Origin of the sequence: Sellimonas sp. (genome assembly GCF_047234585.1) — a bacterium.
Classification (GTDB): domain Bacteria; phylum Bacillota; class Clostridia; order Lachnospirales; family Lachnospiraceae; genus Sellimonas; species Sellimonas caecigallum.
The window spans coordinates 1-19,669 of the sequence record NZ_JBKSWG010000031.1 but is presented as its reverse complement, the minus strand read 5'-3'; the positions used below and the strand labels follow the sequence as shown (position 1 = coordinate 19,669).

The 19,669-nt window shown below is 44.1% G+C and carries 20 protein-coding genes; 2 read left to right on the top strand and 18 right to left on the bottom strand.

The window, feature by feature from the left end; translation table 11 throughout:
* Positions 1 to 112 precede the first annotated feature (112 nt).
* The 4 genes from ACLROL_RS10795 to ACLROL_RS10780 are packed head-to-tail and all read right to left on the bottom strand — an operon-like array spanning position 113 to position 3,066.
* Entirely contained in the window at positions 113 to 790 is a 678-nt protein-coding gene (locus ACLROL_RS10795; RefSeq protein WP_413067814.1) for a hypothetical protein, read from the bottom strand.
* The gene (locus tag ACLROL_RS10790; protein WP_087203098.1) at positions 787 to 1,419 is read right to left on the bottom strand and encodes an ABC transporter ATP-binding protein; all 633 of its coding nucleotides are present in this window, start codon (positions 1,417 to 1,419) and stop codon (positions 787 to 789) included. Before ACLROL_RS10790 ends, ACLROL_RS10795 begins: the two co-directional genes overlap by 4 nt.
* Positions 1,420 to 1,432: 13 nt before the next feature.
* On the bottom strand, positions 1,433 to 2,245 hold the full coding sequence (locus tag ACLROL_RS10785) for a hypothetical protein (RefSeq protein ID WP_413067813.1): 813 nt from the start codon (positions 2,243 to 2,245) through the stop codon (positions 1,433 to 1,435).
* Positions 2,242 to 3,066 carry a hypothetical protein gene (locus ACLROL_RS10780; RefSeq protein WP_413067812.1) on the bottom strand — a complete coding sequence of 275 codons (825 nt, stop codon included), beginning with the start codon at positions 3,064 to 3,066 and terminating at the stop codon, positions 2,242 to 2,244. Before ACLROL_RS10780 ends, ACLROL_RS10785 begins: the two co-directional genes overlap by 4 nt.
* Positions 3,067 to 3,636: 570 nt before the next feature.
* Between ACLROL_RS10780 and ACLROL_RS10775 the strand changes: the two genes are divergently transcribed.
* Positions 3,637 to 4,119 carry a DUF5626 family protein gene (locus ACLROL_RS10775; RefSeq protein WP_413067811.1) on the top strand — a complete coding sequence of 161 codons (483 nt, stop codon included), beginning with the start codon at positions 3,637 to 3,639 and terminating at the stop codon, positions 4,117 to 4,119.
* 1 nt (position 4,120) lies between these two features.
* Here ACLROL_RS10775 and ACLROL_RS10770 read toward each other — a convergent pair whose 3' ends face one another.
* From ACLROL_RS10770 to ACLROL_RS10720, 11 genes are all read right to left on the bottom strand, one after another.
* Positions 4,121 to 4,612 (bottom strand): helix-turn-helix domain-containing protein, encoded by a 492-nt coding sequence (locus ACLROL_RS10770; RefSeq protein ID WP_413067810.1) that lies wholly within the window; start codon positions 4,610 to 4,612, stop codon positions 4,121 to 4,123.
* A gap of 230 nt (positions 4,613 to 4,842) precedes the next feature.
* On the bottom strand, positions 4,843 to 6,384 hold the full coding sequence (gene gpmI, locus ACLROL_RS10765) for a 2,3-bisphosphoglycerate-independent phosphoglycerate mutase (RefSeq protein ID WP_087203103.1): 1,542 nt from the start codon (positions 6,382 to 6,384) through the stop codon (positions 4,843 to 4,845).
* Positions 6,385 to 6,504: 120 nt separating this feature from the next.
* Positions 6,505 to 7,539: a LacI family DNA-binding transcriptional regulator gene (locus tag ACLROL_RS10760; RefSeq protein WP_144018271.1), complete on the bottom strand. Its 1,035-nt coding sequence runs from the start codon at positions 7,537 to 7,539 to the stop codon at positions 6,505 to 6,507.
* 164 nt (positions 7,540 to 7,703) lie between these two features.
* Positions 7,704 to 8,453 carry a triose-phosphate isomerase gene (tpiA, locus tag ACLROL_RS10755; protein WP_413067809.1) on the bottom strand — a complete coding sequence of 250 codons (750 nt, stop codon included), beginning with the start codon at positions 8,451 to 8,453 and terminating at the stop codon, positions 7,704 to 7,706.
* A 78-nt stretch (positions 8,454 to 8,531) separates the two neighbouring features.
* The gene (locus ACLROL_RS10750) at positions 8,532 to 9,725 is read right to left on the bottom strand and encodes a phosphoglycerate kinase (RefSeq protein ID WP_087203106.1); all 1,194 of its coding nucleotides are present in this window, start codon (positions 9,723 to 9,725) and stop codon (positions 8,532 to 8,534) included.
* 137 nt (positions 9,726 to 9,862) lie between these two features.
* On the bottom strand, positions 9,863 to 10,879 hold the full coding sequence (gap, locus tag ACLROL_RS10745) for a type I glyceraldehyde-3-phosphate dehydrogenase (protein ID WP_087203107.1): 1,017 nt from the start codon (positions 10,877 to 10,879) through the stop codon (positions 9,863 to 9,865).
* Between the two features lie 217 nt (positions 10,880 to 11,096).
* Positions 11,097 to 11,903: a histidinol-phosphatase HisJ family protein gene (locus tag ACLROL_RS10740; RefSeq protein ID WP_413067808.1), complete on the bottom strand. Its 807-nt coding sequence runs from the start codon at positions 11,901 to 11,903 to the stop codon at positions 11,097 to 11,099.
* 37 nt (positions 11,904 to 11,940) lie between these two features.
* Entirely contained in the window at positions 11,941 to 12,993 is a 1,053-nt protein-coding gene (gene mnmA / locus ACLROL_RS10735) for a tRNA 2-thiouridine(34) synthase MnmA (protein WP_413067807.1), read from the bottom strand.
* A gap of 22 nt (positions 12,994 to 13,015) precedes the next feature.
* Positions 13,016 to 13,459, bottom strand: a complete 444-nt coding sequence (nifU, locus tag ACLROL_RS10730) for a Fe-S cluster assembly scaffold protein NifU (protein ID WP_087203110.1) — start codon at positions 13,457 to 13,459, stop codon at positions 13,016 to 13,018.
* A gap of 50 nt (positions 13,460 to 13,509) precedes the next feature.
* Complete coding sequence (gene nifS, locus ACLROL_RS10725) at positions 13,510 to 14,694, bottom strand: cysteine desulfurase NifS (RefSeq protein WP_087210706.1); 1,185 nt, start codon at positions 14,692 to 14,694, stop codon at positions 13,510 to 13,512.
* 20 nt (positions 14,695 to 14,714) lie between these two features.
* Positions 14,715 to 15,191 carry an RrF2 family transcriptional regulator gene (locus ACLROL_RS10720; RefSeq protein WP_287449037.1) on the bottom strand — a complete coding sequence of 159 codons (477 nt, stop codon included), beginning with the start codon at positions 15,189 to 15,191 and terminating at the stop codon, positions 14,715 to 14,717.
* Between the two features lie 127 nt (positions 15,192 to 15,318).
* Here ACLROL_RS10720 and ACLROL_RS10715 point away from each other — a divergent pair, with 127 nt between their 5' ends.
* Positions 15,319 to 16,644, top strand: coding sequence for a polysaccharide biosynthesis protein (locus tag ACLROL_RS10715; RefSeq protein WP_413067806.1), 1,326 nt, complete (start codon positions 15,319 to 15,321; stop codon positions 16,642 to 16,644).
* A gap of 34 nt (positions 16,645 to 16,678) precedes the next feature.
* On the opposite strand, the gene ACLROL_RS10710 is transcribed toward ACLROL_RS10715, so the two are convergent.
* The 3 genes from ACLROL_RS10710 to rny all read right to left on the bottom strand — a co-directional run bounded on the left by ACLROL_RS10710 (position 16,679) and on the right by rny (position 19,489).
* Positions 16,679 to 17,218 (bottom strand): stage II sporulation protein M, encoded by a 540-nt coding sequence (locus ACLROL_RS10710; RefSeq protein WP_287449041.1) that lies wholly within the window; start codon positions 17,216 to 17,218, stop codon positions 16,679 to 16,681.
* Between the two features lie 60 nt (positions 17,219 to 17,278).
* The gene (locus ACLROL_RS10705) at positions 17,279 to 17,827 is read right to left on the bottom strand and encodes an NUDIX hydrolase (RefSeq protein ID WP_087203115.1); all 549 of its coding nucleotides are present in this window, start codon (positions 17,825 to 17,827) and stop codon (positions 17,279 to 17,281) included.
* Positions 17,828 to 17,950: 123 nt separating this feature from the next.
* The gene (gene rny, locus ACLROL_RS10700; RefSeq protein WP_413067815.1) at positions 17,951 to 19,489 is read right to left on the bottom strand and encodes a ribonuclease Y; all 1,539 of its coding nucleotides are present in this window, start codon (positions 19,487 to 19,489) and stop codon (positions 17,951 to 17,953) included.
* Positions 19,490 to 19,669 lie beyond the last annotated feature (180 nt).

The following is a 19,669-nucleotide window of genomic DNA, read 5'->3' as shown; positions in this document are numbered from 1 at the left end:
AAATACCCGTGACTGGACTTGCACCAGTAAGATTAGTGCCATGCTCGGCACACATATGGGGACGTGTACCGGCCAGCCGGTACACGTCCCCTATATAACACCATATAACAGTTTATTGTATAGGATATTTGTGAAGAAGGGTTTCTTTGAATTCTTCAATCTTTTTGATTGTGGTTTCTGATGCAAGGAAAAACTCGTTTTCACTTACATCTTTATAGTATGTGCTATTGCTTATATCGCTGTTGCTTACGCAAGGTTTATTTTCTATTTTTTCGTAGCAGAATACTGGGCGTATCAGTGTTTCTTTTGGGTGTACAAAAATTTTTTCTTCGTTATGTGTGTCAATCTTTCTGTCCAGGAAGATCAGGTAGGTTTTTCCGGGTTTCATTTCATTGACAAATCCTATATTCAAGGAAGGTTTTCCTCCCACATAAAGATCTTTTTCCATGAAGATCTGGCTTACTGTTTGAATGCTGATCTTTTCTCCTGTTTTCAATCCTTCTCCTTTGAACACCTGCTCTACCGTGACCGGCTGAACTGCGCATGAGTACAGATACTTAGATGTGTCTTCGCACCTTGCTGCTATGATATGTCGACTGTTATCCAGAACTTCTTGCATGATTTCGATCTGTATATCTGCCAGATTGTCGGGAAATATACCCACACTGAAATGATTCAGCGGTTCTTTTTCTTTGTTGTAGTCTTTATACGACGTCTTACTGTAAAGCCCTGCCCCAAGCAAAACGGCAAAAGCAAAAAAAGTGATGGCTGCCATGTACTTGAATTTCATCGTTCTCTCACAGTCCCTTCTTTTACAAGATAAACTTTATCTGCCAGCAGATCGATGTCTTCCTTGCTGTGACTTGCCAGCAGTACCATAGTTCCTTTTTCTTTTTCTCTTTTTACAAGTTTTCGGATGTCCTCCACCCCTCCTTCATCCAGAGAATTGGTAGGTTCATCCAGCATGAGAATTTGGGGCTTTTCCATGATAGCCTGGGCCAGAACAATCCTCTGTTTCATTCCAAGAGAATATTTCCTTACGGGCCGTTTGTCATCCGGGTCAAGCCCCATCAGACGAATTGCCTCCCGAATCTCTTCTTTCCCAATCTTTTTCTTGATTTTTGCCAGTAGCCAAAGATTGTCAAATCCGCTGAGTTCGGGATAAAGCCCTGCATTTTCAATTACAATCCCAAGATCCGGAAGCACTTTCATGTCTTTGTGAAGCACTTTGTCATCCAGCCGGATTTCCCCGGAGTCGATCTTCATAAGACCAGCCAAAGCCCGGAAAAGCATCGTTTTTCCGGATCCATTTCTCCCCACAAAGCCGTAGACATGCCCGCTTTCCATCTCCAGGCTTACTTCTTTTAGTATCTGTTTTTTCCCGATATGTTTACTTACTTTTTCCGCTGTCAATCTCATCCCTTTCCCCCTCCTATTCAATTTCTTTGTCGTTTGTGATAAATTCATGCCTGTTGACTGCAGCACAACCTGCAGCTACGGCAAAAATCGCTATGATCCCGACATACGCTACCGACATATTCAATTCAAATGGAAACTCTTGTGGGCCAAATATTGAAAAAACAGGTTTTCCATTCCTCGTATGAATCCCAAATGCCAACTGTGCGAATGGATTGATATAAACCATCCAGGCACGATCCGCCGCCAGATATCCCGTCACAGGATCTGCAAACTGCGACATCATCGTATAAAACGCAATTCCCATGATCTGTATGATGGCCGGCACCGCAATCCCAGCCGTGCTGTTCCACGCGAGAGAAAGAACATTGATGCCAAGAGTAAACCCAAACAGGTACAGAGAATAAATCAGAAGATAATACCCTCCGATCCAAACAACCGAACTGTCTATCGTAACTTTTCCGACAAGCAGCAGCGCTGCCGCCCCAGTCAGTATCATAATGATCAAAAAAGAAAGGCATGTCAGATACAGTTTTGCGCATTCCAGCAGGAACCACTTTATCCGGCTAGCATTCCTTGTAAAGTAATAGACGCTGGCGCAGCAGAAATATCGGTATATCATACTTCCGCATAGAATTTGGAATAAAAGAAGCGGGATGAACATTTTCATAATCGACATGATAAATCCTGCATGATACCAAGTCTGGGAAAATGTTGTCCTGAGAATGATCTGGGATAGAGAAACCTCCTCCATATTGACCATATCTGAAAACACGCACAAAATACCACAGAGGCATCCAAGAAGCAGTACTTTTCTGTATTTTCTCATCGCACTCCTCCTTCCCGTATCTTTCTCTCTGCCAGAAGAAACGAGATCGCCAACATTCCCACTATGACAGCGGCAAAAAGCGGATAATTCGCGTTTCCTGATTCAAACATTGTCAACAACAACCCATAATACAGACTCTCATTTGGACTGATCCACGATTCTCCAACGGTAAGGAGAAACAGAAAGATGTAGATTGGGAAAAATGTAAAAATCTTATACCGAAATCCCGGCAGTGTGGTAACAAAAAGGTTAAATACTGCAAATCCTCCTGCTACACATCCGATGATCAAAATAAAAACCGCCGCATACAATACTTTGTTACTGTAAAACAACTGCGACAATATGTATCCTGTCCCTTCTTCCACTGTAATTAAGTATGAAAATCCACTCGGATCCCCAGCAGACTGCATCGGAAAACAGATTATGCTCAAAAGAAGTTCCAGCAAGAACGGCACAGTAAATATCAGAAAAGAGATGACAAAGGCCGCTCCCATCTTTCCATACCAGTATTCTCTTTCTCCGCTTCTGCTTCGGATATACGCATGTATGCCGCTGTTTTTTTCCGAAATCCATGATGTCGCTGTAGGAAAAACCGCAAGGAGCGGGAAAAGCTGCATCAAATAGTATCCGCTGGCAGACCACGACGACCATGTCAGCTTTTTGATAGGATCATACATCTGAGAAACATACTGGATTTCTCTGTTCTCCAGTAAATTTACCGAAAAATTCACTGCCACAAACAAAAGCACAGCCAAGTATGTTGCCACTGTCGTCTTTTTAACTGCTATCTCCCGAAACTGCATTTTAAATGAATTTTTCATCCGCTTTTCCCCCTCCCCGGATTATCAATACTTATCTACCGTCATAATAATAAGAAATCCCTGCTGGATAGTTTGGATCATTTCCAGAAAAATATAAGTTGGAATTTCCGTATAGACGAGTTCTGCAATTTCTAAATCTGTCTGTTGATCCATCGAGAGGATAAACACTGTTAGCTCTAACGAGCACGTCACTATATCTTCCAGTACGTGTTATACCTGCTTTTGCCAATGAAAAATGCATATCCCTGCTCACATTAACAGTTCCAGATCCTTTTGATGCAATTACGTTATAAGACAAGCCTAAAGAAAGCAGAAATACAAGGGCTATACTTTTACAGAAAAGCTCTCTTTTCTTCGTAAAGAATCCCTCCTTCTCCTTTTTTATTTGTAAAGTTACAACAACTTTATCTTTTCACAAGCTTGCATAAATAAATCTTAATTTTATCTTACACTTCTGTCTTTCATTTCACAAGAAACTGACTGTTTCTGTATGTAAACTATCAGTTTCTTTTCATCTCTCCACATTTCATATGTAGTTAACTCATACAAATTATTTTCAGGAGGTACAATATGAACCTAAAAAAGAAATTATTTTTATCTGTATTAAGTGCATCTGTTGCTTTTTCTTCCGCTACACTATCCTCCCATGCAGAAGATTCTTATTCTACATCTGCTTCTTGTTCCGTTTACTCTCTCTCAACAACACAATCCAAGAGCTTCTTCTTATTGGACGAAAATGGACTCCCTTATTCTGTTACGATTGAACCAATCGAATACGGTTCGCGTATGGCTAATGGAAAATATAAAGTTTCCCTTACAGTGCCAAATAGATGGAAGGCTGGATTTATTGTAACTGCTTCATCTAATTCTATTTCTTCTGTTTCTTCTGGTACAGTTGTTCCTATCAAAGGTTCTGCATCGAATCTCCGTTTAACAAAAATTTCATCAAAGCAAGCCGAATTACGATTTACATATTCCTATCTAGGCAATAAAAATCAAACAGGAGTTAGGGCAACTGTTACAAATTCATCTATATTTACTGAAAAAATTTAACCTACCCAAGATATTCGACCGATCCTTGCCCTTCCCAATACATAGCGGTCAGTATGATATAGCTTCCATGAATGCTGACCGCCATAGTTGTAAGCGCGACTGCCCTTACAAGCCATCTCCATTTTTTCGAATTAATTTCTCTGCTTTTGTATAGAATTATTAAGGATGCCACAATTCCAACAGGAGATATCCAGCATGAGCATACGGCGACTGCAATCATAACCCACCCCAGGATAGATTGATTCGAACATCCGGTTTTTTCCTTCTCCGTTTTCTTTTCTGCCGTCTCTTCTTTCTCACGTTCAACTCCAACAAGTTCATCCAGCGTCACTCCATACAGTCTGCTGAGTCGGATCAGGTTATCGATATCCGGAAAGGTTTTATCATTTTCCCATTTTGATATTGCCTGTCGGCTTACATTCAATTCTTTAGCCACTTGATCTTGTGACAGTTTTTTTGCTTCCCTCAGTTCCTTTAAATGTTTCCCGTACATTTTATCCCTCATTTATTTCTGATGTTTTTTAGACAAAATATTTATTTTCTGATTTTTCTTTCTATTCATTCATATTTTCTTTATAATATCACACAAAATCTAATTTGTGAAGTTTATATCATTCGTAGAACACAAAAAAGCTCCCATATACCGAAGCAAACATATCAAAGATTTTCTCGGTCTATATGGGAGCTATTTTTTATTTAACAATATATTTTAGCTGATAGATATTATTTTTTGATGAGCAAGGATTTTCCTGTCATTTCTTTTGGCTGCTCCATCCCCATCATCTCAATGAGGGTCGGCGCGATGTCCGCAAGGCATCCGTTTTCTCTCAGGCCGTAAGACGGATCCGCGTTTACAATGATGAACGGCACCTGGTTTGTCGTGTGAGCCGTGAATGGTTCGCCTGTCTCTTCGTCGATAAGCTGTTCTGCATTTCCGTGGTCAGCACAGATAAACATCTGGCCATCTACTTCTTTGATGGCATCCACTGTTTTTCCTACACATTCATCCACCGCTTCGATCGCTTTGATCGCCGCTGCTTCCACACCTGTATGTCCGACCATATCCGGGTTTGCAAAATTGATGATAATAACATCGTATTTTCCGGATTTAATGGCTTCTACCAATTTGTCGCACACTTCGTACGCGCTCATCTCCGGTTTCAAATCGTAAGTCGCTACCTTCGGGGATTTTACAAGGATCCTGTCTTCCCCTTTATTTGGTTCTTCCACACCACCATTGAAGAAGAATGTCACATGGGCATACTTTTCTGTCTCGGCGATTCTTGCCTGTGTCATATTGTTGGCCGCGAGGAATTCTCCAAATGTATTTGTGATCTCTGTCTTATGGAATGCGATCAGTTTGTTCGGAATCGTCACATCGTATTCTGTGAAGCATACATACGTTGTCTTGATGCGTTCCCCTCTGTCAAATCCGTCAAAATCATCCGCGCAGAAAACTCTCGTGATCTCTCTTGCGCGGTCCGGGCGGAAGTTAAAGAAGATGACAGAGTCATTGTCTTTGATCGTAGCTACCGGCTTTCCATCCTTTACGACAACTGCCGGGATCACGAATTCATCTGTCTTTCCGTCATCATAAGAATTCTGTACCGCTTCCACTCCGCTTGCAGCTGTGTTTCCTTCGCCTTTTACGAGTGCCTTATATGCCAGTTCTACACGATCCCATCTGTTGTCACGATCCATTGCATAGTAACGTCCCATAACGGAAGCGACCTCTCCGACTCCGATTTCTTTCATCTTATCGCTCAATTCCTGCACATAGTCTTTTCCGGATGCCGGAGGCGTATCACGTCCATCGAGGAAGCAGTGTACATATACTTTTGAGATGCCCTGGCGTTTTGCAAGTTCAAGAAGTCCATAAATATGTGTATTGTGGCTGTGTACGCCTCCGTCGGAGACAAGTCCGAACATGTGAAGCGCGCTGTCATGCTCTTTTACATTCGCGCACGCTGCAAGAAGCGCATCATTTTCAAAGAAATCCCCGTCCTGGATTGCTTTTGTAATCTTTGTGAGATCCTGATATACAATCCGTCCGGCTCCCATATTCAGATGTCCTACTTCAGAGTTTCCCATCTGTCCATCCGGAAGTCCTACTGCCATGCCGCTCGCATTTCCTTTTACAAACGGACATTCTGCCATGAGTTTGTCCATAACCGGTGTCTTCGCTTCGGCAACCGCGTTGCCTTCTGCTTTATCGTTTAAACCATAACCATCCAAAATCATTAAAACTGTTGGTTTCTTTCCCATATGATTTCTCTCCTTACTTTGTCAATTCTGTAATTTCATTACCTAATTTCGTATTTTACATGATTTCCTGCGCGCTTTCAAGCAAACAGAAAAATTTGTTAAAAAATAAACCGTTTAAAATTAATAAATCTCTTTTACAGTTTCACGTTCAACCAGCTTTACCGGCATACGGATGTCTGCTTTTTTCAGCTCTTTGTCCTCCAGAGCCTGGAACAGAAGTTCAGCAGCTTTCCGACCTTTTTCCCGGACTCCCTGCCTTACTGTCGTCAGTCTCGGATATGCCATCTTTGCCATGCTTATATCGTCAAATCCGACGACAGATATATCTTTTGGGATCCATATCCCATGATGGCGAAAATAGTCCATCGCTTCGATTGCATAATAGTCCCGGCAAAATACGACAGCTGTATAGTCAAAAATGTGGCTGGCCAACGACTGAAGCATTTTTCTTTGCTCCTCTTCTTTCGTGCTTCCGCGGTACACATGTTCTTTTGCAAAAGGAAGGTAGGCTTCTTTTACAGCCCTTTGAAATCCTTTCAGCTTCCACAGCGATACCCCGGTTGGGTTGCCGTTTTCGTCATAAGGGCCATCCGTCACATAAGCAATTTTTCTGTGTCCTTTTTGTATCAGATATTCTGCAGCGATATATGATCCTTCTTCGTCCTCGGTCCCTACATTCAAATACTGCTCTTCTTCCCCAAAATAACAGTCTGTAAAGACAGCCGGCATCCGCACTTCTTCCCCAAGATGGCGGCATACCTCCGTAGGAAGCCCGATCGTGAGGATTCCATCTACGTTCCATGTTCGGATCATATCACAGATTTCCTTTTCCGAGGACGATGCAGAGAACATCATATAGTAACCATGATCTTTCACTTCTTTTTCGATCTCTCCCAGCATCTCCATGACAAGAGGACCGTACAATGTCTCCCCTCCCTCATCAGAGATGGCATTCGCAATAACTCCTATGATCCTGGAATGATTCTGTACAAGCATCCTGGCCCCCATATTCGGCACATACTGCATCTCTTCCATAAGACGTTCGATCCGCTCTCTCGTCTCTTTGGAAACCTTTTTTGTCCGTCCATGCAGCACATTGGACACTGTCATTGCACTTACATTGGCGGCTTTGGCAATGTCTTTAATCGTAACCATTCTTTCGTATCCCTTTCCTGTCAGTCTTTTCCTTTTTGACAGATCCTTTCTAATTGAATCCGTCTGAAAGATCAGTTCTATTTTACTATCTTTCTGAAGGGATTGCAAACACTTCCACGAAAACCAAAAACCCCGCAGGATCTGCTCCCGCGGGGAAAATAGTATTATTTCCAGTTTACGATCTTTCCGAAGTCTGCTTTTAAGGAAGCTCCTCCAACCAGACCTCCGTCGATATCAGCCTGGACAAACAAGTCTTGTGCTGTAGCCGGATTTACAGACCCGCCATACTGAATGCGGATTGCTTCTGCTGTCTCAGCATCGTAAATTTCAGCGATGCATGCGCGGATACCTGCACACACTTCCTGTGCCTGCTCTGTCGTCGCTGTCTTTCCTGTTCCGATAGCCCAGATCGGTTCGTAAGCGATGACAGCTGTTTTTGCCTGTTCTGCTGTAACGCCAAGGAAAGCGATCTTGATCTGCTGACGAATGAAGTCCATCGTCACACCCTGCTCTCTCTGTGTAAGAGATTCGCCACAGCAGATAATCGGTGTAATACCATGTTCAAAGGCTTTCAGCACTTTCTTATTTACTGTCTCATCTGTCTCTGCAAAGTATTCTCTTCTTTCAGAGTGTCCGATGATAACGTATTTTACACCTACATCTGTAAGCATTTCCGGAGAAATCTCACCTGTAAATGCACCTTTTTCTTCAAAGTACATATTTTCTGCGCCAATCTCGATATTGCTTCCTTTTGCAGCTTCCATCGCCGGAATGATATCGATAGCCGGAACACAGAATACTACATCTGCTTCTTCTGTTGCCACCAGCGGTTTCAGCTCGTTTACAAGAGCAACTGCCTGACTAGGTGTCATATTCATTTTCCAGTTACCAGCAATGATTTTTTTTCTTGCCATGTCTATTTCCTCTTTTCTGATTATTGCAATTTTTCTAACCTCAAACTTCGCGCTGGGCTCTCGGTTTCGCTAAGCTTTTTACTTATCGTTGGCTGCTGCAACACCCGGGAGTTCTTTTCCTTCCAGGAATTCCAAAGATGCGCCGCCGCCTGTTGAGATATGTGTCATCTTGTCGCCATAGCCAAGCTGATTGACTGCTGCTGCGGAGTCTCCTCCTCCGATGATCGTGACAGCATCTGTCTCTGCAAGAGCTTTTGCCATCGCTTCTGTACCATGTGCGAAATTGGACATTTCGAAGCATCCCATCGGTCCGTTCCATACGACTGTCTTAGCACCTTTCACAGCTTCTGAGAAAAGTTTTTCTGTCTCCGGCCCGATATCCATTCCTTCCCATCCATCCGGAATCTCTCCTGTCTTAACTACCTGAATATTTGCATCATTGGAGAATTTGTCGCCGATACGATTATCAACCGGGAGAAGAAGTTTTACACCTTTTTCTTCTGCTTTTTTCAGCATGTTCAGTGCATATTCCATATAATCATCTTCGCAGAGGGAGATACCAATCTTTCCGCCCTGTGCTTTTGCGAATGTATATGCCATACCTCCGCCGATAATGAGTGTGTCCACTTTGTCAAGAAGTCTTTCGATGACGGAAATCTTGCTGGAAACTTTTGCTCCTCCAAGGATTGCGACAAATGGTCTCTCCGGATGTTCTACAGCGTTTCCGAGGAAATCGATTTCTTTCTGCATTAAGTATCCAACTACAGCCGTGTCCACATATTTTGTCACACCCACATTGGAGCAGTGTGCTCTGTGAGCTGTACCGAATGCATCGTTTACAAATACATCACACAGTGATGCCAGCTCTTCGCTGAATTCATCCACGTTCTTTGTCTCTTCTGCACGGTAACGTGTGTTTTCAAGGAGTATAACATCTCCATCATTCATTGCCTCAACAGCAGCCTTTGCATTCGGTCCTACTACTTCCGGATCTGCTGCAAATTTTACTTCCTGTCCAAGAAGTTCAGAAAGTCTTACGGCAACCGGTGCAAGAGAAAGTTCCGGTTTTGGCTCTCCCTTCGGTTTTCCAAGATGGGAACAGAGGATCACTTTTCCTCCGTCTGCGATCAATTTTTTGATTGTCGGTAGTGCTGCCACAAGACGGTTTTCGTCTGTGATCTTTCCATCGATCAACGGCACGTTAAAATCACATCTTACAAGCACTCTTTTTCCTTTTACATTGATATCGTCCACAGATTTTTTATTAAGCATTTTTATGCCTCCTTATATGTGCATTTTACGGCATACGGGATTACCCGATGCTGCAAAAAGGATCCGGTCCCTCACAGACCGGACCCTTTCCTGAGTCTTATTCTGACAGACAACGCCTGTCCTTTTCCAATTTAAAATTAGTCTAATAATGTTCCGAAGTGTTTGATTGTTCTTACCATCTGGCTTGTGTAAGAGTTTTCGTTATCATACCAAGAAACAACCTGTACTTCTGTTGTTCCGTTCTCTAACGGAAGAACCATTGTCTGTGTAGCATCGAACAGGGAACCATATGTCATTCCTACGATATCGCTGGATACGATTTCATCTTCGTTGTATCCGTAAGATTCGTTTGCTGCTGCTTTCATTGCTTCGTTGATCTGTTCTTTTGTCACATTTCCTTCTACAACTGCTGTAAGGATTGTTGTGGATCCTGTCGGTGTAGGAACACGCTGTGCAGATCCGATCAATTTACCATTTAATTCAGGAATAACTAATCCGATGGCTTTAGCTGCACCTGTAGAGTTCGGAACGATATTGCATGCTGCTGCACGAGATCTTCTTAAATCGCCTTTTCTCTGCGGTCCGTCCAGTGTCATCTGGTCTCCTGTGTAAGCGTGGATTGTGCACATGATACCGGATTTGATCGGTGCAAGGTCATTCAAAGCTTTTGCCATTGGTGCAAGGCAGTTTGTTGTACAGGAAGCTGCTGAAATGATATTGTCTTCTTTTGTCAATGATTCGTGGTTTACATTGTAAACGATTGTCGGAAGGTCGTTTCCTGCCGGTGCAGAGATAACAACTTTCTTAGCTCCTGCTTTGATATGAGCTTCTGCTTTTGCTTTGGATGTATAGAATCCTGTACATTCCAGAACAACATCTACGCCGATTTCTCCCCACGGAAGTTCTTCAGCATTTGCTTTTGCGTAGATTTTAATTTCTTTTCCGTCAACTGTGATGGAATCTTCACCTGCTGTTACTTTATCTGCCAGAGCGTATTTTCCCTGTGTAGAGTCATATTTTAATAAGTGAGCAAGCATTTTCGGAGATGTTAAGTCGTTGATCGCAACAACTTCATATCCTTCTGCTCCAAACATCTGTCTGAATGCGAGACGTCCAATACGTCCAAAACCATTAATCGCTACTTTTACTGCCATGATTAATTCCTCCTAAATTTAATTTAGATTGTTATGATGCTTCATGCATCCATCTGGAAGAATGAATTCCCTTGTTAAAGATTCATCAACCATAATTGATTGTACTAAAAAAAAGACAAAATTTCAAGTGCCTTTTGGCTTTTTATCCATGTTTTGCCGCTTTTTTCCAACAGCGTGCAAATGTGCTGTATTTTTCGCTGAAAAAACACTGTATTCCCTATACAATCTTCACAAATTCCGGTTTTCTTTTATGAAAAACAGTATAGTACGCAAACCCTGCTTCTTTCAAAATTTCCGCTGCTTGCGCATAATTATACGCGATATGTTCAGGTTTATGCGCATCAGCCCCCACGGTCAGAATTTCTCCTCCCAGTTCTCTGTATCGTTTTATGATGTCCGGATACGGGTGGCAGAAAGAAAGTCCATATTTGAATCCTGCCATATTCATCTCTATCCCTTTTCCGCTGTCTATCAGTTCTCTTAAGATTTCATCGATAATGTCTGCGTGATCTTTCCAGCAATAATGAGCAGCCTGTTCTTTGCCGTATCGGACAATGTAATCCATGTGTCCAAGCACGTCAAAATCCTGAATAGCCCTGACATTTTCAAGAGTCTCCTCAAAGGATCTTCGGTATCCTTCTCTGTCACTATATTTGTCGAAAAACTCCCCGTTGTACGGATCCATCTTTTCCACAACATGGACGCTTCCGATAACGAAATCGAACGGATAAGCCTTAATATAGGAACGATACCATTCCCCAAGATGGGGCTGAAGTCCGATTTCAACTCCTAGTCTGATATCGATCTGCCCTTTGTATCTCTCCTGCAGCTCTGTGATGGTCGGAATATATCGCTCCATATCAATCCGAAACATACTCTGATCTTCCGGGTAATCCGTATCCTGATGATCTGTAAAACAGATCGTCTGAAGTCCTTTTTTTATAGCCGCTTCCACCATATCCTTTGGATCAGCATCTGAATCCGAAGAAAATCGTGTATGCATATGATAATCTGCTGTAACCATATTTTATCTTCCTCTGCCTGTCCTTTTCATCTGGAATCTACCGGATTTGCCCTCCTCCAAGAACAAATCCGTCTTCGTAGAGCACAAGTGCCTGTCCCGGTGTCACTGCGCGCTGAGGTATTTCAAATGTACATGCGATCTCGTCATCCCCTGTCTTTTTTACCGTACACCAGTCCCCTTTATGATTGTATCGAATCTTGGCAAAAATACGTCTGCCCTCAAGATCTCCCAGATCCGGCACCCCCATTGCATTCAGGTAATGTGCACAGACTGTTTCTGTCCTCAAGTCTTCATCTTTCCCGATGACAACTTCATTCGTCTCCGGCCGGATCTCCGTCACAAAAGCGGGATGCCCAAGCGACAGCCCCAGTCCTTTGCGCTGTCCGATCGTATAGTGAATGATCCCTTTGTGCTTTCCAAGTATCTTTCCGTCACGGTCCACAAAATTGCCTTTTGGAATCTCCTGTCCTGTTTTCTCGCGGATGAACGCCGCGTAGTCCCCGTCCGGGATAAAACAGATATCCTGGCTGTCCGCCTTCCCGGCCACAGAAAGACCCGCTTTCTCAGCGATCTTTCTCACGTCGTCTTTTTCGTAATTCCCCACCGGCATCCACGTATGCGCAAGCTGATCCTGTGTCAGGTTATAAAGGGCATATGTCTGATCTTTCCCGGAGGATGCAGCGTTTGCCACCGCATACCTTCCGTTTTCCAACTGCCGGATTTTTGCGTAATGTCCCGTTGCCACGTAGTGGATCCCCTGGCTTTTCGCCCATCCAAGAAGGGCTTCCCACTTGACATGTCTGTTGCAGACGACGCAGGGATTGGGCGTTCTTCCATTCAGATATTCGTTGCAGAAGTAGTCCATGACAAACGTGGAAAATGCATCCCGAAAATCCACCGTGTAATGCGGAATTCCAATCTCTTCTGCCACGATCCTGGCATCACGGGAAGGATTATTCCCACACTGAGCTTCATCGCAGGTAATCATGGTAACTCCAGTGACATCGTACCCTTCTTCTTTCAGAAGCCAGGCAGCCACAGACGAGTCTACCCCGCCCGACATACCGATGACTACTTTCTCTTTCTTCATAGTGTATCCCTCTCAATACGGATTAATATTCCTCTTCTTCCTCTTCTTCGCCTTCGTGGATATCAGATTTCGGCTTTTCCAGGCCTTCGATCTTAATTCCGTTCTTTTCTGCATAATCCCAGAGTGCTGCATGGATCGCTTCCTCCGCAAGAAGTGAGCAGTGTACTTTGACTGGCGGCAGTCCATCCAGTGCTTCCATAACCGCTTTATTTGTCACTTGCATGGCTTCTTTAATATTTTTCCCTTTCACAAGTTCCGTCGCCATGCTGCTTGTCGCAACGGCAGCTCCGCAGCCAAACGTTTTGAATTTTACGTCCTGAATGATCTGATTTTCATCGATATCCAGATAGATGCGCATGATGTCTCCACATTTTGCATTCCCTACTGTACCAACTCCGCTTGCGCCTTCGATTTCTCCCATATTTCTAGGATGCTGAAAATGATCCATTACTTTTTCTGAATACATATGTTTCCTCCTTCGATTCCCTTGTATCTCTTTCTCTTATTTTCCTGCTCTTACTTGGCCTGCTTTTTCATAAAGTCCTCATAAAGAGGCGACATGTCCCTGAGATTTCCGATGATCCTGCTGAGATTTTCCACCACATAGTCGATATCCTCTTTTGTGATCTCCTCGTTTAACGTAAGACGAAGGGATCCGTGTGCGATCTCATGAGGAAGGCCGATGGCAAGCAGCACGTGAGACGGATCCAGTGATCCGGATGTGCACGCAGATCCGCTGGAACCGCAGATTCCTGCCATATCAAGACTCAACAGCATTGCTTCCCCTTCGATAAAACGGAAACTGAAGTTTGCATTGTTCGGAAGACGTTTTGTCGGATGGCCGTTGAGTTTCGTATACGGGATTTCTTTTAACACTTTTTCAATGAGGTAATCCCGTACCTCTTTTTCCTTTTCCGCACGTTCCTTCATTGTGGAAACAGCACGTTCCACTGCTTTTCCAAGTCCTACAATGCCAGGCACATTCTCCGTACCAGCACGGCGTTTTCTCTCCTGAGCTCCTCCGTGTATAAAATTGCGGATCTTGATACCAGTGCGGATATAAAGAAATCCGATTCCCTTTGGCCCGTTCAATTTGTGTCCGCTGGCGCTTAACATATCGATATGGCATTCATCCACATTGATCGGAATCTGTCCAAATGCCTGGACTGCATCGGTATGGAACAGTACTCCGTGTTCCTTTGCAATAGCCCCGATCTCCCGGATCGGCTCAATCGTCCCTATCTCATTGTTTGCATACATAACAGAGATCAGGATCGTATCCGGTCGAATCGCCTTTTCGACTTCTTCCGGATCCACAAGCCCGTTCTCATCCACATCAAGGTAGGTAACGTCAAATCCCTTCTTTTCCAGGTATTCTCCTGTATGCAGAATTGCATGATGTTCAATTTTTGTCGTGATAATGTGTCTTCCTTTGGATTCGTACGCTTCTGCCGTCGCTTTCAGCGCCCAGTTGTCACTTTCTGTTCCTCCGGCTGTAAAATAGATTTCATTTGGTTTTGCGCCCAACGCACCCGCAATGATCTCTCTTTGTTTTGACACTGCCTCTTTATTTTCCGCAGCAAATCCGTAAACACTGGATGGATTTCCATAATGTTCTGTAAAATACGGAAGCATTGCTTCCACTACTTCCGGTGCTGTTTTCGTTGTTGCCGCATTATCCAGATAAATGAGTCTGTCCATTTCCTCTTCTCTCCATTTCTCTATTTTCTTGAGCTGTTGCACCTGGCTTCTGTTGCCATACAGCCCTTGTGGTCATTCTTCTTGCTCCGGCTTTCCTCCACAAGCTGGCTCAGATAAATGCTGTCTACCGTATGCTGAATGCTTTCATTGATCCGCTGCCACACATATTTGGTAACACAGATATCCTGTGCGCCACACGTCTCGTCTTCATGGAATGCCGCGCAGGAAACTGCCTCCAGATCTCCTTCCAGAGCTCTTAAGATCTCTCCTGCTGAAATATCGTCGGGGTTTCTGGCTACAATGTAACCTCCTCCGGCGCCCCGGATACTTTTTACAAGCCCTGCCTTTCGAAGCCTGGCCATAAGCTGTTCCAGATACCGTTCCGAGATCCCCTGCCGCTTGGAAATGCTGCTGATGGAGACAGCTTCCTCTCCTCCGTATTCCGCAAGATCCACCATGGCGCGCAATCCGTATCTTCCTTTTGTTGATAGTTTCACACTGCCACCTCTTTTATTTATTCCTACTTTTTTAGTGGGGTTTTCTTTTTGTAGGATAACACTCAGGACTTGTTCTGTCAAGACGTTGAAATGAATATCTTTATTATAAAAAGGTTTGAGGTGTTCTATGCATCCTTCATCCCGCACACGTCTTTTTTTGCGAGGGACGTTTATTCTCACAGCCGTAAGTCTCTTAACCCGAGTCATCGGCTTTTTTTACCGTATTTTTTTAAGCCGCGCATTTGGAGCGGAAAGCGTGGGGCTGTATCAGCTGATCTTCCCGGTCTACGCCCTGTGCATTTCCCTGTCATCTGCCGGTATCCAGACTGCTTTGTCCAGGATCGTGGCCAGACACATGTCCCTGAAAAATCCCACAAGGGCAAATCTCGCACTCAAAACAGCACTTTTCTTTTCCATGATTCTGGCTCTTTTCTGTACCTTCGCCGTACAGATTTTTGCGCCTTTTCTGTCTGAATCCTTTCTGAAAGAGACAAGGTGTATCCCTCTTCTGAAAGTCATGGCCTATTCATTTCCGTTTGCATCCGCCCATGCATGTATCTGCGGCTATTACATCGGTCTGAAACAGACAAGGATCCCTGCCGTTTCTCAGCTTTTGGAACAAACTTTTCGCGTTTCCTGCGTATACATTCTCTACATGGCAGCGGTGCGTCAATCAGAAGAAACGGGGATTCTGATCGCCGTGTGCGGCCTCGTATTCGGGGAAATTGTCTCCTCTTTTTACTGCATCTTTGCAGTAAGAAAAGCCTTTCACAAAGAAAAACAGTTCAAAAAACGCACTGCCTCTGTTTACGCAGAATGCTTCTTTGAACTGTTTTCCCATTCCTTCTTCCTGACTGCCAACAGGATTGCCTTAAACCTACTTCAAAGCATCGAGGTCATCTCCATTCCCCAGGCACTCGTTCGATACGGTCTTTCTTCGTCCGCTGCCCTCAGCCACTACGGTATCCTGAACGGAATCGCACTGCCGTGTATTCTTTTTCCATCCGCTGTGACCAACTCCGTATCTGTCATGATGCTCCCTACTGTCGCCGAGATTCAGGCAGCCAGCCAGAAACGGACGCTTGTTTCCATGATTCGAAAAGTCAGCGCTTCTTGCCTATTCCTTGGACTTGTCTGTACAGCTGGCTTTCTTGTTACGGCCAACTTTCTCGGCAATACCATTTTTCAAAGTCCCGGCGCATCGAGTTATATCCGAACGCTTGCTTTTATCTGCCCGTTTCTCTACACAAACTCTACTTACATCAGTATCCTCAATGGGCTTGGCCAAACGACCTCAACCTTCCTGATCAATGTGACTGGACTTTCGATCCGAATCGCAGGCGTTTTCTTCCTCATCCCACGCTTCGGAATGACCGGTTATCTGATGGGCATGCTCTTCAGCCAGCTTTACGTTTTCTTCTGCTGTATCCTGAAGCTGAAACGTTCTCTCTGATGATCAGAAACGTTAGGATATCTCGAACAATACACTACAGGGTATTCAAATACAGTTTCATGAGGATCGGATTTACATAAGCCTCCGTCAAAAGCCCTGCCACAAGAAACAAGATGACAAAAATCGTTTTCCCCATATTCCACCGTGCCTGCGGATAATGAAAGAAATACCACAAGATGACAAGGTATGCCAGCGCATAAAACAAAAGCTGCGGCGCAAGTCCGATCATCAAAAAGGCAAGTCCGGCAAGCCCCATATTCAAGATACCGGCGCAGGCAAGCATTCCTCCTGCAAATCCAGTCCATCCAAGCACAAACAACGCCATTGCTTTTCGAATCCTCGTCTGGCCCACTAGAATGATAAAACAAAGGGGAAGGATCCGGATCCCGCAAAGATAGATGATGTACTCCCTGGGCGGCACATCCGACCGGGCGTACTGATTCAAAAAATACGGATCAAAAATGCCTGACTCCGTCACATACTCTTTCGCAAACAGATTTGCGAATAATATACCGCAGATAAATCCTGCCATAAAAGCCGCCACAAACCATTGTCTGCTCTTCTCCATTCTCACACAACCTGTCCTCCTGCTCATTTGATAGTTCATTATATGACAGGTGGAACCGATTATGCATTACTTTCTGTTGTACTTTGTGTCATAAGCAAGGATGGAAGCGATGGTCTTGGAATCTTCGATCTCTCCGCCAAAAATCTTTTCTTTCAGTTCTTCAACCGTGTATGTCTCCACATCCACATATTCGTCTTCGTCCAAATGCTGATGGGACTGCTGCAAATTTCTTGCCGCATATACTTCAATCTTCTCATTACAGAATGCCACTGTCGTACGGATCGTGATGAGCCACTCCAAATCATCAGAACGGTATCCGGTTTCCTCTTCCAGTTCCCTTGCGGCACAACGGATTCCTGGTTCCCCCACATAATCCAGAGCGCCAGCCGGAATCTCCAGCGTATAACGATCCAGGGCATTCCGGTACTGTCTTACCATGATGATCCTTCCGTCCTCTGTGACCGGGACGACTGCGGCGGCTCCTTTATGTCCGATAAAGTCCCACTCCGCCTTATTTCCGTTGGCAAATTCCATATGATCAGTGTACACATCGAGAATCGCCCCTTTATATTTCAACTCTCTGCCTACTCTTCTGACATTGTTCTGTTCGTCCATCTTTGTCCTCCTCATAAATTCTGCATTTCTCCCTCTTATGGGTAATATCATTTCTGCAAAAAGAAAAATCCCTGAATTACTTATCCGTAAATCAGGGATTCTCTTTCTTATCGACTCTAATATCTATTTTGCGTAATCCGTTACTCTCGATTCACGTATCACGTTTACTTTAATCTGTCCTGGATATTCCAATTCAAACTCAATTTGTTTTGAAATATCCCGGGCCAGCAATACCATATCATCGTCTGATACTTGTTCTGGAACTACCATTATCCGAATCTCTCTACCTGCCTGAATGGCAAAAGATTTATCTACGCCCTTAAACTGGTTCGTAATATCTTCCAACTGTTTCAATCTGTTTGTGTATGTTTCCAAAGTCTCTCTTCGAGCACCCGGGCGTGCTGCCGAGATTGTATCGGCCGCCTGCACGATGCATGCGATCAGAGTCTGTGGTTCCACATCTCCATGATGTGCTTCAACCGCATTGATGACAACTGCAGATTCTTTATACTTTCTGCAAAGGTCAACACCAATCTGAATATGTGATCCTTCCACATCGTGGTCAATGGATTTTCCGATGTCATGCAGAAGTCCTGCTCTCTTTGCGACACGTACATCCAGCCCAATCTCTCCTGCCATAAGGCCTGAGAGCTGCGCCACTTCAATGGAATGTTTCAGCGCATTCTGTCCATAACTTGTACGGAATTTCATACGTCCAAGAAGACGGATCAGTTCCGGATGGATACCGTGAACGCCAACTTCCAGTGCTGCCGCCTCTCCTTCTTCCCGAATCATGGATTCCACGTCTTTCTGCGCTTTTTCCACCATCTCTTCAATTCTTGCAGGATGGATACGGCCGTCTACAATCAGTCGTTCCAAAGCGATCCTTGCAACTTCCCTTCTGATTGGATCAAATCCGGAAAGCACGACTGCTTCCGGTGTGTCATCAATGATCAGCTCTACCCCTGTAAGTGTTTCCAGTGTACGGATATTCCGTCCTTCCCGGCCGATGATACGTCCTTTCATCTCGTCACTCGGAAGCTGTACGACAGAAATGGTTGTCTCTGCCACATGGTCCGCAGCACACCGCTGAATCGCATTCACGACATACTCTTTTGCTTTTTTGGCGGCTTCTTCCTTTGCCTGACTTTCCAGCTCTTTGATCATCTTGGCCGTGTCATGTTTCACATCATCTTCCACAGTTTTCAACAGATATTCTTTTGCCTGTTCGGAGGTTAACCCTGAGATTCTTTCCAGTTCCTGTACTCTTTGTTTGTTCAGTTCTTCCGCTTTTGCTTCGCGTTGTCTGATCTGCTCTTCCTTTGCTGCAAAGTTTGCTTCGCGATGTTCCATTGCCTGAGAACGCTTTTCAAGCGACTCTTCTTTGGAAAGGACTCGTTTCTCGTAACGCTGTAATTCTGCTCTTCTTTCTTTTGTTTCTTTCTCGAGCTCATTTTTCGTCTTGATGGACTCTTCCTTTACTTCCAAGAGTGCTTCTTTTTTTGTCGCTTCGGCCGTTTTTAATGCATCATCTATAATCTTTCTTGCTTTGCTCTCCGCATTCCCGATCTTGGATTCTGCATTCTTTTTCAGATTGGAAACTGTCGCAAAGTAAGTAACTGCCGCTGTGGCGATCAGCGTTATAACTACTGCAGCAATAATATAAACAACCTGCACAGGAGCACCTCCTTATTTAATTTTCATTGTACAATTACAACACTTAAATTTTATACTGTTTTCACAAAAATGTCAAGCACAGCCTTCATGCATTTGTCACAGTTCACACGCGGGAGTTTGACAGTTGCATAATTAAAATAGTACGTGAAGGCCGCATAAAGCCTG